Source organism: Streptomyces sp. NPDC089424 (assembly GCF_044749345.1).
Taxonomy (GTDB): domain Bacteria; phylum Actinomycetota; class Actinomycetes; order Streptomycetales; family Streptomycetaceae; genus Streptomyces.
The window spans coordinates 448,508-464,167 of the sequence record NZ_JBIVHU010000003.1; the positions used below are offsets into that span (position 1 = coordinate 448,508).

Sequence of the window (15,660 nt, forward strand, 5' to 3'; positions counted from 1 at the left end):
GGTCGGGTGCTTCGTCAGGGTGGTGCGCTTGCTGACGAACTGGTGTCATTGAGGCCCATCGCGGGCCGTTGCTGGTGTAGCCAGAATCAGCGCAACCCCCTTGACTTTGCGATGTCGTACCACAAACATAACAAACATGACATCTGCAGACGTGCCGGCAGCGCTACGCACCATCCGGGCCCACCTCGACCTCACTCAGGCCGAACTAGCGGAGAAGCTCGGTGTCTCCTTCGCGACAGTCAACCGCTGGGAAGGTGGAGGCAGCAGACCTCAGAAGGCCGCGATGGCGCGCATCGTCAAGGTGGCGGCCGAGGCTGGGATCGACGTCGACGACATCGATGCGACTGCAGCTCCGGCACCCACTCGCCGGCGTGGCCGGGTGGCCGGCGCCCACAGCACGAAGCCCATGGAGCAGATGCTCTGGGACGCTGCTTGCTCCATCCGTGGCGAGAAAGACGCCCCCAAGTTCAAGGACTACCTCCTCCCACTGCTGTTCTTGAAGCGGCTCTCCGACGTCTTCGACGACGAGATTGCCCGCCTGGAGGAGGAGTTCGGCGACCCTGCGGTCGCTTTGGAGATCGCGGAGTCCGACCACAGCCTGCTGCGTTTCTACATCCCGCCTGAAGCCCGGTGGAGCGTAATCAACGGGCGCACGACGTTTGACTGGCCGGTCGACGAGCGTGGCCGGTCGATGGCACCTCGTGACATCGGGGAGCATCTCACCAAGGCAGTGCGTGTCGTGGTGCGGCATAATCCGGACTTGTCGGGCGTTATTGACGTGGTCGACTTCGCCGCCGAACGCAATGGTGAGCGGGACATTAACCCGGCCAAGCTGCGCGGGGTAGTCGAAACCTTCTCCGACCCGCGGTACCGCCTTGGCCTAGCTGATGTACAGCCCGACTTCCTGGGGCGGGCCTATGAGTACCTCCTACGGAAGTTCGCTGAGGGCTCCGGGCAGAGTGCTGGCGAGTTCTTCACTCCGACCGAGGTGGGCTTCCTGATGGCTAATATCCTTCGGCCGAGGCCGGGAGAGACCTGCCACGACTACGCCTGTGGATCGGGTGGACTCCTGATCAAACTGCAGCTTGTCGCTCGGGAGCTTGACCCGACCGGCAAGGTGCCGCTCAAGATGTACGGACAGGAGCTCCAGGCCGAGAGCTACGCCGTAGCCCGGATGAACACGATCATCCACGACATGGACGTCGACCTGCAGCGCGGCGACACCATGATCAACCCCAAGTTCCGCGATGCCTCCGGCTCTCTGATGCGCTTCGACATCATGGTGGCGAACCCGATGTGGAACCAGCCCTTCGACCCCGGACTATTCACCGATGACCCCTTCGACCGTTTCATGAAGTCGGGTGGCGCCACATCAGGTAGAGGTGACTGGGCGTGGCTGCAGCACACCGTTGCCACGATGAATGACGGCGGACGCGCTGCGGTCGTCCTCGATACTGGCGCAGTCACCCGCGGCTCCGGCGCTAAAAACGATGATAAGGAGCGCAACATCCGCAAGTGGTTCGTCGATCGTGACTTGATCGACGGCGTAATCCTGCTGCCGGACAACCTCTTCTACAACACCTCGGCCGCGGGCCTGATCATCGTGCTCAACAAGCGCAAGCCGACCAGTCGCGAGAATAAGGTCGTCCTGGTCAACGCCAGCCGCCGCTTCACCAAGGGCAAGCCCAAGAACCACCTTCGCGAGGAGGACATTAAGGAGCTCGCTGCACTCTTCATCGCGGGTGAGTCCGTCGACGGCGAGGTTGCCGTCGTTGATCTCGGGGACATCGTGGAGGCCGATTACAACCTGAGTCCCAGCAGGTGGGTGCGCACGACCGACGACCGCAAGCATCGCACCATCGCCGAGTTGCTCGGCGAGTTGCAGCTGCTCCACGACGAGGACAGCGAGCTGACCGATCGGATGCTCGCGGCGCTACGTCCGCTCGCGGAGGTTAGGGCATGACCTTCGCCTGGAAGACGGAGACCGTCGAGGCGTGCCTTCAGCGGACAAGTTTGCCCCGTGTCAAGCTTCCGACGAGCGCCTACAAGCGGTCAGGTAAATACCCAATCATCGATCAAAGCCAGGCCGATATCGCAGGCTGGACTGACGAGGAAGACGGTGTCATCGACGAGCAGTTGCCGCTGATCGTCTTCGGCGACCACTCCCGAACGCTGAAGTACGTCGACATGCCCTTTGTGCGTGGGGCTGACGGCACCCAGATCCTCAAGCCACGTTCGGACATCGACCCGCTGTTCTTCTTCTATGCGCTCCGCTCGCTCAACTTGGAGAGTCGCGGCTATAACCGCCACTTCACGCTTCTAAGGGAGCAGTTGGTACCCGTACCGGATCAGCCCGAACAGGTACGGATTGCCCAGGCGCTCAAGCTGGTCGAGGACGGTATTCGCCGTCAGGAGCGGAAGGCTGCCACTCTCAAGGAACTCAAGGGCGTCGCTCTCCATGAGTTGTTTGCCTCGGGTATGCGCGGCGAGCCTCAGAAGGAGACGGAGATTGGACTGGTTCCCGAAGGCTGGGTCGTCGAGAAACTCGGTGACTCGCACACCGCGCAGACCGGTGGGACCCCTTCTCGCCGCAATTCGCGGTACTGGGAGGGCGGCACCATTCCCTGGGTGAAGACGGCCGAAGTGTCGTACTCGACGATCACGGAGACCTCTGAACACATCACGGCTGCCGCTCTGGAAGAAACGAGTGTCAAGCTCTACCCGGCCGGCACGTTGCTGCTCGCTATGTATGGCCAAGGCGTCACGCGCGGGAAGGTCGGAAAACTCGGGATCGACGCCACCTGCAACCAGGCCTGTGCCGCTATCCAGTGCCCTGAAGGGAAAGTCGCCCCTGACTACCTCTACTACTTCCTCGAGTGGCAGTACGAGAACATCCGAGCCCGGGCGCACGGTGGCCAGCAGCAGAATCTCAGCCTCGATATCGTCCGGACGATTCCGATCGCGTATCCCCGTGACCTCGACCACCAACAGGAGATTTCAGCCCTGCTGAAGACGGTCGATCAGAAGCTTGAGTTGCAGCGCGCCAAGCTGGAGCTTTTCAAAGAACTGTTCGAGCGCATGCTCCACGACCTCATGACCGGCGATGTCACGGTCGACGACCTGCTCGTCCCGCCCGGTCCGCTGCCCGAAGGGAACGCTGGATGACTACGCTCAAGATTGCCGAGGGCTACACCGTTCAGTTCCCGATGGTGAAGCATGTCGTAGAGATCGGCTGGATGCCCCTGACGCAACAGGAGGCCGAAGCCAAGCGCCACGGCCGTGCCAACATGCTGTTCCGCGATGATCTAGAGGCCAAGCTCCTGGAGTTCAACCCGTGGCTGAGCGACGACCAGTCCCGGGCCATTGTCGATACCATCGAGGCGCTACCGCCCACCATTGAGGGTAATCGAGATGTCCTCGCCTGGATCCGCGGCGAGCGCCAGTGGTACGACGAGGTGGATAAGCGCCACCGTCCCATCCGTGTCGTCGACTTCGATAACCCCGGCAGCAACTCCTGCATCGTGACGTGGGAGTGGAAGATCGAGCCGCTGGCGCGCAAGGGCAACCGTGCTGACGTCATGTTCGTGATCAACGGGCTGCCGGTGGCGGTCGTCGAGCACAAGAACCCCAAGGACGGGGGAGCGCTTGATCGGGCTGTGAAGCAACTGCGCCGCTACCAACTGGAGACGCCCGAACTGCTGGCCGCGCCTCAGCTGTTCAACGTCACCCATCTGCTTGACTACTGGTATGGCGTCACCTGGAACGCCAACCGGCGCTTCATCTCCAAGTGGAAGCAGACCCCCGACGAGGAGTACCGCTTCGCCGTCCAGGCTTTCTTCGAGCCGACCGACTTCCTGCGTACCCTGCAGCACTGGATCCTCTTCTACGTCGAGGACGGCGAGACGCGGAAGTCGGTGCTGCGCGAGCACCAGCGCAGAGCGATAGACAAGATCGTGGCCCGCTGCGCAGACCCCGAAAAGACCCGTGGCCTTATCTGGCACACCCAGGGATCCGGCAAGACGTTCACGCTGCTCACCGCAGCCCGCTTGATTCTTGAGGACAAGGACCGCTTTAACAACGGCACCGTCATCCTGGTGGTCGACCGTACCGAGCTGGAGGGTCAGCTGCGCGAGTGGGTCGACCGTCTGCTGGGGGAGATGCAGGCCAACGACGTCGCTGTGCGCCGGGCCAACTCCAAGGCCGAGCTTCAGGAGTTGCTCGACGCTGACTTTCGCGGCCTGGTGATCTCGATGATTCACAAGTTCGAAGAGATCAGGAAGGACAGCTCTCCCCGCGACAATATTTACGTCTTCATCGACGAGGCACACCGCTCTGTCGCCAAGGACCTGGGCAGCTACCTCATGGCGGCGCTTACCGAGGCGACGATCATCGGGTTCACGGGAACGCCGGTCGGTAACGCCAAGGGGGGCTCTGGCTCCTTTCAGATCTTTGGCGCGCAGGACGACGGCGGTTACCTCGACAGGTACTCCATCAAGGAGTCGATCGAGGATGGGACGACGCTGCCCATCCGCTACATGATGGCGCCGTCCAATATGACCATCCCGACAGAGCAGCTCGATGAGGAGTTTTTCGCTCTAGCGGCGGGTGAGGACGTCACCGACGTCGAGGAGCTGAACCGGGTGCTCGACCGCGCGGTCGGTATCCGTGCCTTCCTCAGCGCTGACGACCGTGTCGAGCAGGTGGCCGGGTTCGTCGCGAGCCACTTCCGGGAGAATGTCGCCCCGCTGCACTACAAGGCCTTCCTGGTCGCCGTCGACCGCGCGACCTGCGCCAAGTACAAGTTGGCCCTTGACCGGCACCTGCCGCCGGAGTGGTCGGAGGTCGTGTACAGCAGCAACCCTTCGGATGCCGTCGATCGACCGAAGGTGGCCGAGCTGCAGCTCTCGGAGGCCCGCGAGCAGGAGGTACGCAAGGCCTTCAAGAAGCCCGCCGAACAGCCCAAGATCCTGATCGTCACCGATAAGCTGCTTACTGGCTATGACGCCCCGGTGCTTTACTCGATATACCTCGACAAGCCGATGCGTGACCATGTGCTGCTCCAAGCCATTGCTCGTGTCAACCGGCCTTACGTCGACGCCGAGGGTGTTCAGAAGCGCGTCGGCCTGGTTGTCGACTTTGTTGGTGTGCTGCGCGAGCTTAAGAAGGCCCTGCGCTTCGATTCCGCAGACATCGGCGGGGCGATCGAGGACCTGGAGATCATGATGGAGGACCTCCATCAGCGCATCACCCAAGCTGAAGAGAACTATCTCCAGGTCGATGCCAAGGACAGTCCGGACCAGCAGTTGGAGAAGGTGGTCTACGGCCGGTTCATCGATCCCGATGCCCGTAAGACGTTCTTCGAGGACTACAAGGATGTCGAGGCGCTCTGGGAGATCCTTTCGCCCTCGGCCGAGCTGCGTGACCACATCGCGACTTACAAGCGCCTCAGCCAGCTCTACGCCGCGGTGCGCAACGCATACTCCGAGACCGGCAGTTTCCTAGGCGACCTGGAGTACAAGACCCGCCGGCTCATCGAGAGCAGCGCGGAGCAGGAAGGTTTGGGCCGCATCGCCAAGGTTGTCACGTTCGACGTCGCTACCCTGGAGTCGCTCAAGGGCGAGGAGGGGCCCGAGGAGGGGAAGGTCTACAACCTGCTCCGGGGACTGCGCAAGGAGATGGACGAGGACCCGGTAAAGGCCGTGGTGCTGCGTGCCCTCAAGGAGCGCGCCGACCAGGTGATCAAGAACCTGGAGGAGCGCAAGGTAACCGGCATGGCCGCAATGGACGAGATAGCGGCGCTGGTCGTCGAAAAGGAAGCAGCCCGAAAGGAAGCCCAGGACAGCGGCCTGAGCGATACCGGCTTTGCCGTCCACTGGCAGCTCAGTCGCGATGAGGCACTCTCCGAGGCTAGCCTCGACACGCTGGCCGTGGCTCGGGAAGTGGAATCCCTGCTCGAGAAGTTCCCAAACTGGGTACAGAACCCAGATGAGCAGCGTCGTCTCCGCCTGAACCTTTACAAGCCGGTGATCAAGCTCCCCGATGAGCAGCGTCGTATGGTGGTGGAACAGATCATGCAGCTGCTCGAACAGATGACAGGAGACTAATGTCCTCGCTCTATCCGGATCAGCAGCTCAGGCGTCGCGCGATGGCGTGGGCGTTCCGGATCAAGGTAAACCCGAAGCGCGTGGATATCGTCGATATGCCCAAGAAGTGGGGCTCGTGCACCAGTGACGGCGTGGTGACCTTCGCGGACGAGCTGGCTGGGACCGACAGAGCCTTCCAGGACTATGTCATCGTTCATGAGCTCCTGCATCTGCGCTATCGCACGCACGGCAAGCGCTTCCACGCCATGATGTCGGCGCTCGTCCCGAACTGGCGCGAGCTGGAGCACAAGAGCCGGCACTCAACCAAGTGACCACGGTCTCCGTCAGCGGGCCGGCGGACAGCCCCTCGTGCGAAGGCCAGCCGTTCGCCAGGGCCCTTACGCGGGACAGGGAGCTGTCTGCCTTCACCTTCCATCCCGTTGACCTCTGTTCTGCCCCCGAGCACGACGGATGGCCAATCGCGATCATGCGATTGGCCATCCGACCAGCGTCGGGGTGGCAGGATTCGAACGAACCCGCCACGTCCCGGGGGACCTTGACCTCGACCGGGCCGACATCGGTCAGCACCGTCTTCGCCCGGGTCCCGTTGCGGCTGTTGCCGCTGCCCCGGCCCTCGGCGTCATGCTTCTCGTATCCGAGGTGATCGGTGATATCGCCCTCCAGGGCGGACTCCAGCACCCGCTTGGTCAACTGCTGGAGCAGCCCACCCTCCCCGGTCAGCTGCAGGCCCTCCGACCGGGCCCGATCCACGAGCATCGCAACCAACTGCTCGTCACTCGCCGCCACGGCCGCCGCCGGCTCGCCGCCCGGTATCTGCTCGATAGTCGTGTCGCTCATCTGGCGTCTCCTCGATCGTCGGATCCGCCGATCATTGAACACTCCCCCGTCGTGCCTGGTTACAAAAAAACTTGCCTACTGCCCGTTACGGCCGGGTATGGTGCGAAGCATGAATAATCTCGGGGCTTGGGGGACGAAGTGAGTTCGTCAGAGGAAGAGTGGCGGCCATTTTTCGCACGGCGCACTGAGAGCGGGCATCACGAGTTTGTGCGCCTCACGGACGGTGTGCCACATTGGCTTTGCGAGTCGCTGTGGCGTTGGCTCTCCGCGAGACTCCACGCTCCCCACTGGGATGGCCACAGGAATTACTCATCACCAAGTGCAGAGAAGATCCGCAGGGTGGAACGCATCATGCGCATCTCTGCGGGATGGGGCGGAAACGGTAAAGATCACGCCGACAGGATAAAAGGACTCGCCAGCCTGAAGAATGCCCTCTACGAGAATGAAGAAGCTTTCCTTGGCGCCGTGGATCTAGCGCTGTCGGATCTGAATCCCGACGACAAAGCATGCAACGCCCTGGAACATGAACTCGAGGAAGCAACCTCGGCCTGGCGTGTTGGCCTGGTAGCAGGGAAGCCTGGATTGGTCGAACGTATCGACCCAACCGTACAACTCGCTGCTGAGACGACAGGTACTCTCGATGCACGAGCGGGCAGACTACTTGCCGACGCATGGAAGCATGCATTCTCTATGAATCGCGACCCATCAGCAGCTTATCGGTACGCCGTGCGCGCCGTGGAAGCCGCAGCCGCGCCCGTGATCTCGCCAAAGGATTCGATCCCCACCCTCGGAAAGATGATCACGGCCTTCCGTGACAAGCCAGAGAAGTGGAATTTTGCTTTCAAGGTTGACTCCGCCGCAGACCCAAAACAGGTTCTCCTCGGGATGATGCAGATCCTCTGGACTAACGAATACACACGCCATGTCGATCCAGATATTCAGGCGCCTTTGCATGTATCTCAAGCCGAGGCCGAGAGTGCCGTGGTTCTCGCATTGACCCTGGTCAACTAGTTTATTTCCGGATCGATTAACCTCGCGTAGGTTTTCCGCGAGGTTGGTGTAGCGGCTTTGGGGTGGCGCTGCTTTGGCGCGAGTGATCATGGCCCCGTAAGCTTCCGGCGCGTTGGGCAGTCTGTGGCCTGCCCGGTAAAGCACGACGTTGGGGCCATGATCTTCGAGGCTCGCGCCAAAGTGGCTCCGTAAAGCCGTGGAGCCGACCGCCCCAGCCACCACGTACCCCATTTTCTGGCATCAGACGGCTGATTGCCATGAGCGCGGCACGGACGCCGACTGGGCTGGAGCGGGGCGGAGACAGGAGCGCAGGCCCGGCCGGGGGCCGGGTCGCGCGCGGTGAGCGGAGCGAGCCGCCTTGAACCCGTGAAGAAGGTTGTTACTCAGGAGCCTCTGTGATGCGCCAGAGTGGGGCCGCGTACTGCTCCGGCCGGCTGCTGATGAGCAGTTGGCGCAGGGCCTCGCGCTGGGTGCCGTCGAGGTTCAGTGCCTCTGTGAGTCGGCGGAACGTCGTGTGAGTGACTCCGCGGCTTCGGGCCTCCGCCTCGAACTGGTCGAGTTGGGGAAGCACCGACTCGGCGTCCAGCTGCACTGGTCGCAACTCCTTGAGCCACAGTGCCTTATTGCGCTCGTAGTCGATCTCTGAGAAGCCGCACACCTCGCGGCTGAGGGCCTCGACCTCTTCCAATGTCGCTGTCGTCATGATCGCGCGGGCCAACTGGTTGCGGCTCAGTGCCTCGTCCAGGTCGACCTCGTGGATCGTCGGGCCCTCGTCGGTCAGAGGGATGGGAAGTCCCGCGTCCCTGACCTCGCATGTGCCCCGTACTCCTCGGGCCGTCGCTGCGAGCATCCCGGTCGCCTCGGAGGGGTGCCACTCCAGGACCGGGCTGACCGTTTCCACATCCCTGGCCGTGAGTGTGCGGACAACCGGGCCGAGCAGACCCCGCATGTCGTCGAGTGGGAGTTCTCCGTCCAGTCCCGGGCCAGCGATCAACAGTCGGACAGGTGCGTTCACCTGGCAGCACGCCGCCAGTGTCATGGCGTCGGCGAGTGGGCTTTTCAGCGTTGGCTCGTCGCCTCGTGCGAGGACGTCGCCGCCCACGTCCAGGAGGTCGATCGACTCGGGCTGGAGATGGTCCACGAGCTCTTCGAGTTGGCGTGTGACGCCTTCAGCACCGTGGCTCGGGTCGATCAGTGCCAAGGTTTGCGGGAGCTCTGCCGCGAGCCGGGGGAGTGTGGAGCCTGCCGGGGCGACCGGTCGGGCCTGCGCCGGCACTCTCCAAACAGCTGGAGTGAAGGGCTCAAGACCTGTGAAGTTCTGGGGGCCTCGCGGGCCTGGGAGCGGGTCGATCAGCAGGCGGTCCCACGCGTAGGTGAGGATCACCGTCCTGCTGGCGTCGTCGCCGTAGAGGGCGGCGTCAAGCATTGCGGCGGCGACAGCGTCGCCCCCTCCTCCTGCTGCGACGATCAACCGCGTCATGGGGGCAAGAGTACGGGGTCCGATATTGACCACTCACCCTATAGTGGCTAGAGGCCATAGCCACTTTGCCGCAAGGGCGGCGCAGAACGAGGAGGGCGCGTGCCCAAGATCGAGGAGGCTCAGCCGAAGTATCTCCAGATCGCGCACTACATCCGCGATCAGATCCTTCGGGGCGACCTGCGGCCGGGGGACGAGGTTCCCTCCGAGCGGCAACTGGCGTCGGACTGGAAGGTGTCCAGGCCGACGGCGGCCCGTTCGCTGGAGGCGTTGAGTCATCAAGGGCTTGTCGAGAAGCGACAGGGGTCGGGCACGTACGTGCGCAGGCTCGAAGTCAACCGTCGTGCCCGTGAGTTGTACGGCCGCGCTCGGCAGACAGGGAAGATCTACACCCCCGGCGAGTACGCCGTCATCACGTCGGCCGGCTGGCTGGAAGCGCCGGACCATGTCGCCGAAGGGTTGGGCTTGGTGAAGGAACGGCGGGCTGTTCATCGGCGTCGGGTGACCAACAATCAGGACGGGCCCATCACGTTGTCCACCTCGTGGTTCGCACCGGATGTCGGGCAACGCGCGCCGAGGCTTCTGGAGCCGGAGAGGATCCAGGAAGGCACCCTGCTCTACGTCGAGAACGTGACCGGGCGGCGGGGCAGTTACGCCGAAGATCGCATGTGCGCACGGACGGCGACCGATGAGGAAGCCGCCGACCTGCAACTCGACTCCAACTCGGCCGTCTTGGTCGTGCATCACGTCGTCTTCGATCTCCAGGACCGCCCGCTGGAGTTCGCCGAAGCCACCTACCCGCCGCACCGTTGGGCGTTCGAGCAGGGCTACCCGCTCTCCTGACAGATAGCCAGCCAGTTCAGGCGAACCGCTTGCGTCGACGAAGTGGCTAATGCCACTATCCAGAAAGTGGCTAAGGCCACTTTATTGGAAGGGGCATGGTGTGACGAGTCAGCGGCCGGACCAGGGCACGCGCTTACCTTGCCGAGGTTGCCGAGGGCGCGGATGGAAGCGCGTGGGCTCGCGTACGACCCTGGTGCTTGCCACCGTCGCCGACCGCACCCCTGCCACATCGATGCGGCGCTGCCCCGACTGCGACGGCAGCGGCAAGGAGTAGGCACGGATGGCCAACTACGAGATCGACCGCTATCCCTCCGAGGACTCACCGCGACTCGGGGCGATGACCTTGCACCCTGTCGCGGAGTCCGTGCCTCGGGCCCGGCGCTGGTTCCGGAAGTTCATCGCCCCCTACAACCCGGCCTGCTCGCTCGACGACTGCGCTCTCATGATCTCGGAGTTGGTCACCAATGCCATCTCCTACGGTCGCGCCGACGACCCTTGGGTCGTCCGGGTCGAGTGGTTCCGCGAGGGTGCTTCCCTCCGGGTAGAGGTGCACAACCCGGGATTCCCGGCGAGTGTCCGGCTGCGGCGTCCCGACGCCGATGACGCGCACGGCCGCGGGCTGCTCCTGGTCGACTCCATCGCCGACTCCTGGCATCACGGGCCCAGTCGCTTCGGCGGAACGGTGGTCTCCTTCGAGATGGCCGATGCCTGGCCGTCATGAGCGGAATACGCCCCGCGGTACTGCGGAGGCGGAATCGTCGCTCCGAGGACCGGGACGTCCCGGACGATGTTCGGAACGTTCTTCACTGGGTGTCGAAGGCATCGCGGCCACTTGTCGATCTCGCGGAACCGGCCACGGCTCGCACGGTGCTGGACTCACTGAAACTGAAGCTCGACGGCTCGGCCGCGGCAGCTGAAACCGTGCGGCGTAAGCGGCGGACTCTCGTCAACGCTGCCAACTATGCGGTCGACCTGGGGGAACTGCGTGAAAACCCGATCACGGCCGTTCGCTGGCAGAAGCCGAAGGTCTCCAACCAGGTAGACCCTCGCGTCGTGGCGAACCCTGAGCAGGCTCGGAATCTCCTGGCGGCGGTCTCCTATGTAGGCGGCTACCGGCGGGCCCGTGGCCGGCGCCTGGTGGGCCTTTTCGCTGCGATGTACTTCGGCGGTCTCCGGCCGGCTGAAGCGATCGGCCTCGTCGAGACAGACCTGAACCTCCCTGAAGAGGGGTGGGGAAGGGCGCTGCTTCACCGGACTCGTCCGTCGGTCGGCAAGCAGTGGACCGATTCGGGGGAGACCCACGACGACCGCGGTCTGAAGAACCGGCCCGTCGAGGATGTCCGACGGGTGCCGATCCCACCGCACCTCGTCGCCGCACTCCGCGAGCACCTGGCCACCTTCGGCACGGCGGACGACGGGCGGCTCTTCTTCAGCGAGAAGGGCTCGGTCGTCCCGTCCTCGACGTACTACCGCGTGTGGCAGGAGGCCCGCCTCTTTGCGCTCCCGCCGTCCGTTGCGGCCTCGCCGCTCGCGAGCCGCCCATACGACCTGCGGCACTCGGCGCTGTCGACGTGGCTCAACGCAGGGGTCGACCCCACCGAGGTGGCCGAGCGCGCTGGCAACAGCGTCGAGGTTCTGCTGACCCGCTACGCGAAGTGTCTCGACGGACGGCAGGACGTCGCCAACCGGCGTATCGAGGACCTGCTGCGCGAATACGAGTGAGACACGCTGTACCCCACCGAGGCCCCGGGCAACTTGTCCGGGGCCTCTCTCGTCTTGCGCCCTGCCTGCTGCGACGCTTCGAGTCGAGAGCGGTCGAGGGGGACTCGTGGAGCTGAGGGTCACGCGGTGGAAGCGGTACGGACATGAGCGCCTGTACGCGAACTTGCCTGATGGCACGGCGGTCGGCTGGGCAAATGTGAAGACGGGGAACATCACCGTTCTGGCTGCCGAGTATCGCGACGACGTGATCGCCGTACTCACGGACCACTTACGGAACAACCCCGAACCGGTCCCACCGCAGAAGACGCCCAGGACGCCTGAGGCGCCCCCGTTGCTGCCGCCTCTGACAGCGGCCGATGACCTCTCCGCCAACCGTCCTGGCGAGTCTCTGCTCGACAAGTCCGGGCCGGGCCTGGCCAAGCGAGTCGTCTCACAACTCCTGCGGCGCCCCACCGAGTGGGACTCCTGGCGGAAGGGCCTTGCGGGGGAGCAGAGGGTGGGAGCCGAACTGCACCGCTTGGAGCGGCACGGCTGGCGCGTTCTGCATTCCATCCCCTTGGCTGACAAGGTGGATGTGGATCACTTGCTCATCGGTCCCGGTGGCGTGTTCAGCATCAATACGAAGCACCATCACAAAAGGGCTGTATGGGTCGGCGATGACTCCGTGAAGGTTGATCACGGAAAATCGGCACCTTACGCCCGCAAGAGCCGGGCGGAGGCCAAGCGGGTAGCCCGAGTGCTTGAGCACTATTGCGGCTTCTCTGTACCGGTGACGCCGGTGCTCGTTTTCGTTGGTGTGACCGATTTGAACGTGGTTGCCACGCAGCTCAGCGTGCGTGTCTACAGGGAGCGTGAGGTTGCGGCACTGGCGCCGCTTTCAGGGGCGTTGACGGCCGAGCGGGTTGAGCAGGTGTACAGCGTTGCTCGCCATCGTCAGGCTTGGACCCAGGTCCCGCCGGCCGCGGAACGGGGGAGCTGACCCGCTACTCCAAGGGCATCCTCGGGCGGCAGACCCGCGAGCGTATCGAGGACCTGCCGCGTGAATACGAGTGATTGCCCGGGCTCCGGGGCCTCATACTTCCGGCGTGGACATATCCGACGATGGCCGGAAGCTTGATCCTGAGTGGGTAGAGGTCGGCAACAACATATGCGGGGTTCTTCGCGGTTGCCCTGATGCCTCCGCGGTGGCCCAGCACTTCGTGAGGGCGGGATGGAGTTCGAGGTCGTCCTCCTGGCACAGCTACGAGGTTGAGACCAGTTGGTGCCAACTGGAGGTCGACCCGATCGAGGACGCAAGCGTTCTGCTGAACGGTGTCGTCAACCCGCAGCGTTTTGACGAGCTCGACGGCGTACTCAGCCGCTTTGGTCTGAGGTACACCCTGGAGCTCTACGAAGGAGATGGCAGCCTGGTTCGCGAGACCAAGCGTGATCGCTGAGCCGCGCGCATGGCTCCTAGCGATCGGTCCGGGCGCCTCGTCGTTTCGGCCAGCTCACCTGCGGCAATGCCTCAAGAACCCGTCCACGCCTCGTCCACAGACCCTGACATGGAGCCGCTTCGGGCTGCATCCGCCTGCACATACGCGAAGACCCCGGCCTCAGCGTTTCCGCTGGTGACGGGGTCTTTGGGCACCTCATAATGGGTGCCCCCGGCAGGATTCGAACCTGCGCACACGGCTCCGGAGGCCGTTGCTCTATCCCCTGAGCTACGGGGGCGTGTCTTTCGCGGTGGTGGTACCTCGCGGCGACGGGTAGAACACTACCAGCTCCCTCGGGGTGTTCATGAACGGGTTTCCCCGAGGTCGTGCCGTGGTCAGGGGCGGTGTGGGTCCCCCGCAGGGGGTGGAAGTGGGGAAAACCCGGACGCGGTGGCCGGTCCCGACCTACTCTCGAAGTTGTGCCAGGCGCGTCTGGCCGGGTGCTTGTTGTGGACGACAACAAGGTCATCCGGCAGTTGATCAGGGTCAACCTCGAGCTGGAGGGCTTCGAGGTCGTGACCGCGGCCGATGGTGCCGAGTGTCTGGATGTCGTCCATCAGGTGCGGCCCGACGTCGTCACGCTCGACGTCGTCATGCCGCGGTTGGACGGACTGCGCACCGCCGCCGGGTTGCGGGCCGACCCCCTCACCCGGCACCTGCCCATCGCCATCGTCAGCGCCTGTACGCAGTACGAGGTCGAGAGCGGCCTCGATCTCGGCGTCGACGCCTTCCTCGCCAAGCCCTTCGAGCCCGCGGAACTGGTGAGGCTCGTGCGGGAGTTGACCGAGCGGGCCGCTGAGCGGAGCGCCGAGGGCGGCGACGACGGGGTCGGTGAGTGGCTCGGCGCCGAGCGGGCCGGGCGCGCCGGGGCATGAAGGGCGAGCGCGAGCCGGCCTGCGGGTGACCGTGGGGTGCCGAATCACTTCGCCGGGGGGCTAGCGGCGCTCCTCCGATGCCGGTGCCAGTGCTGGCGGACCTCGTCCCGCCGCGTCCATATCCCGGAACAGCGCCCAAATCGGCTCGCATGCCCACCCCCCTCCTCCCATACGCTTGTCCCGTGACACCCGTCGAGCTCTCCCGCACCGTGCTGCACGCCGTGCGACGTGCCGTCGACGAGGGTCGGCTCAGTGTGGTGGTGCCCGCGCGGGCCGTCGTGACGCCGCCCGGTCCGGGGGGCTGGGGCGACTACGCCACCAACATCGCACTCCAGCTCGCCCGGCCGGCGGGACAGCCACCGCTCCGGGTCGCCGAGGTGCTGCGGCCTTATCTGGCGGGGGCCGATGGGGTCCGCGAGGTCCAGGTCACCGGGCCCGGATTCCTGAACATCGCCCTGGACGCGGACGCCTCCGCCGACCTCGTCCGGCGCGTTCTGCGGGACGGGCACCGCTACGGACACGGCGACCTCCTCGCCGGGCAGGTGCTGCACCTGCACGCCCCGCACGAGGTGCGCGCGCTCGTCGTACTCGACGCCTCCGCCCGCATCCTGCGTTCCCAGGGCGCCACCGTCCGCACCAGCTGTGATGCCCGGCCCGATCCCGAGTGGGAGTCCGTCCTCGGCGTGAGTGCCATGAGTGCCATGAGTGGCGTGAGTGTGGAGGACGGTGCGAGCTCCGTCGGCGTCGACGCCCGACCCGACGCCAGCCCCTCCCACCACGCCCGCCTCGCCCACCCCACCCACTCCCCCATCCCCATCCGCCCCACCCCCTCCCCGGCCGACCCCACCCCCCTCGCCCGTGACGCCGGTCGCTGGGCGTTGCTTCATCCCGCGCCCCACGACCGGCCCCGTGTCACCGCCGACCATCTGGTGCAGCGCGAGAGCAACCCCCTCTTCCGGGTCCGCTACGCGCACGCCCGCACACGCGCCCTCGTCCGCAACGCCGCCGACCTGGGCTTCGCTGCCGAACCCGGCAGCATCGACGGAGCGCACAACGCCGTGCTCACCGCCCTCGCCGACCACCCTCGCGTCCTCGGCGCCGCCGCCACCCGGCACGCCCCCGACCGACTCGCCCGGCACCTCGTCGACGTCGCCGATGCCGTTCTGCCCCTGCTGCACACGGTGCTGCCGCGTGGCGCGGAGAAACCCTCGGCCGCCCACCGCGCCCGGCTCGCGCTCGCCGAAGCCGCCGGGACGGTGCTGGCCGGTGGCCTGTCCCTGCTCGGCATCGACGCACCCGAACACCTTTGAGAGAGC

Annotated in this window: 11 protein-coding genes, 1 tRNA gene and 3 pseudogenes; 12 read left to right on the forward strand and 3 right to left on the reverse strand. The window is 64.8% G+C overall.

The window, feature by feature from the left end:
• Positions 1 to 136: 136 nt before the first annotated feature.
• The 4 genes from ACIP2X_RS17030 to ACIP2X_RS17045 are packed head-to-tail and all read left to right on the forward strand — an operon-like array spanning position 137 to position 6,415.
• Positions 137 to 1,963: an N-6 DNA methylase gene (locus ACIP2X_RS17030; RefSeq protein ID WP_401673326.1), complete on the forward strand. Its 1,827-nt coding sequence runs from the start codon at positions 137 to 139 to the stop codon at positions 1,961 to 1,963.
• Positions 1,960 to 3,165, forward strand: coding sequence for a restriction endonuclease subunit S (locus ACIP2X_RS17035; RefSeq protein WP_401673328.1), 1,206 nt, complete (start codon positions 1,960 to 1,962; stop codon positions 3,163 to 3,165). The genes ACIP2X_RS17030 and ACIP2X_RS17035 overlap by 4 nt, the downstream gene beginning before the upstream one ends.
• Positions 3,162 to 6,104, forward strand: a complete 2,943-nt coding sequence (locus tag ACIP2X_RS17040) for a type I restriction endonuclease subunit R (RefSeq protein WP_401673330.1) — start codon at positions 3,162 to 3,164, stop codon at positions 6,102 to 6,104. The genes ACIP2X_RS17035 and ACIP2X_RS17040 overlap by 4 nt, the downstream gene beginning before the upstream one ends.
• Entirely contained in the window at positions 6,104 to 6,415 is a 312-nt protein-coding gene (locus ACIP2X_RS17045; RefSeq protein WP_401673332.1) for a M48 family metallopeptidase, read from the forward strand. The genes ACIP2X_RS17040 and ACIP2X_RS17045 overlap by 1 nt, the downstream gene beginning before the upstream one ends.
• Positions 6,416 to 6,608: 193 nt before the next feature.
• Here the strand turns inward: ACIP2X_RS17045 and ACIP2X_RS17050 are convergent.
• Positions 6,609 to 6,941: pseudogene (locus tag ACIP2X_RS17050) on the reverse strand (transposase); the annotation flags it as partial.
• 339 nt (positions 6,942 to 7,280) lie between these two features.
• Here ACIP2X_RS17050 and ACIP2X_RS17055 point away from each other — a divergent pair.
• On the forward strand, positions 7,281 to 7,952 hold the full coding sequence (locus ACIP2X_RS17055) for a hypothetical protein (protein ID WP_401673335.1): 672 nt from the start codon (positions 7,281 to 7,283) through the stop codon (positions 7,950 to 7,952).
• 379 nt (positions 7,953 to 8,331) lie between these two features.
• Here ACIP2X_RS17055 and ACIP2X_RS17060 read toward each other — a convergent pair whose 3' ends face one another.
• Positions 8,332 to 9,432, reverse strand: a complete 1,101-nt coding sequence (locus ACIP2X_RS17060) for a DUF1152 domain-containing protein (RefSeq protein ID WP_401673337.1) — start codon at positions 9,430 to 9,432, stop codon at positions 8,332 to 8,334.
• A gap of 99 nt (positions 9,433 to 9,531) precedes the next feature.
• On the opposite strand from ACIP2X_RS17060, the gene ACIP2X_RS17065 reads away from it, so the two are divergent.
• The 5 genes and pseudogenes from ACIP2X_RS17065 (at position 9,532) to ACIP2X_RS17085 (ending at position 13,430) form a co-directional block, all read left to right on the forward strand.
• Positions 9,532 to 10,272: a GntR family transcriptional regulator gene (locus tag ACIP2X_RS17065; RefSeq protein WP_401673339.1), complete on the forward strand. Its 741-nt coding sequence runs from the start codon at positions 9,532 to 9,534 to the stop codon at positions 10,270 to 10,272.
• A gap of 280 nt (positions 10,273 to 10,552) precedes the next feature.
• Positions 10,553 to 10,993, forward strand: a complete 441-nt coding sequence (locus tag ACIP2X_RS17070) for an ATP-binding protein (RefSeq protein WP_401673341.1) — start codon at positions 10,553 to 10,555, stop codon at positions 10,991 to 10,993.
• Between the two features lie 47 nt (positions 10,994 to 11,040).
• A pseudogene (locus ACIP2X_RS17075) lies at positions 11,041 to 11,994 on the forward strand (tyrosine-type recombinase/integrase); the annotation flags it as partial.
• A 106-nt stretch (positions 11,995 to 12,100) separates the two neighbouring features.
• On the forward strand, positions 12,101 to 12,973 hold the full coding sequence (locus ACIP2X_RS17080; protein WP_401673344.1) for a nuclease-related domain-containing protein: 873 nt from the start codon (positions 12,101 to 12,103) through the stop codon (positions 12,971 to 12,973).
• Between the two features lie 106 nt (positions 12,974 to 13,079).
• A complete protein-coding gene (locus ACIP2X_RS17085) occupies positions 13,080 to 13,430 on the forward strand; it encodes a hypothetical protein (RefSeq protein ID WP_401673346.1) in 351 nt (116 codons plus the stop codon).
• Between the two features lie 205 nt (positions 13,431 to 13,635).
• On the opposite strand, the gene ACIP2X_RS17090 is transcribed toward ACIP2X_RS17085, so the two are convergent.
• Positions 13,636 to 13,707: transfer RNA gene (locus ACIP2X_RS17090), tRNA-Arg, on the reverse strand.
• Positions 13,708 to 13,773: 66 nt separating this feature from the next.
• Between ACIP2X_RS17090 and ACIP2X_RS17095 the strand changes: the two are divergent.
• Positions 13,774 to 14,344 (forward strand): annotated as a pseudogene (locus ACIP2X_RS17095) (response regulator).
• Between the two features lie 182 nt (positions 14,345 to 14,526).
• On the forward strand, positions 14,527 to 15,654 hold the full coding sequence (nrtL, locus tag ACIP2X_RS17100) for an ArgS-related anticodon-binding protein NrtL (RefSeq protein WP_401673348.1): 1,128 nt from the start codon (positions 14,527 to 14,529) through the stop codon (positions 15,652 to 15,654).
• The last annotated feature ends 6 nt before the right edge of the window (positions 15,655 to 15,660 follow it).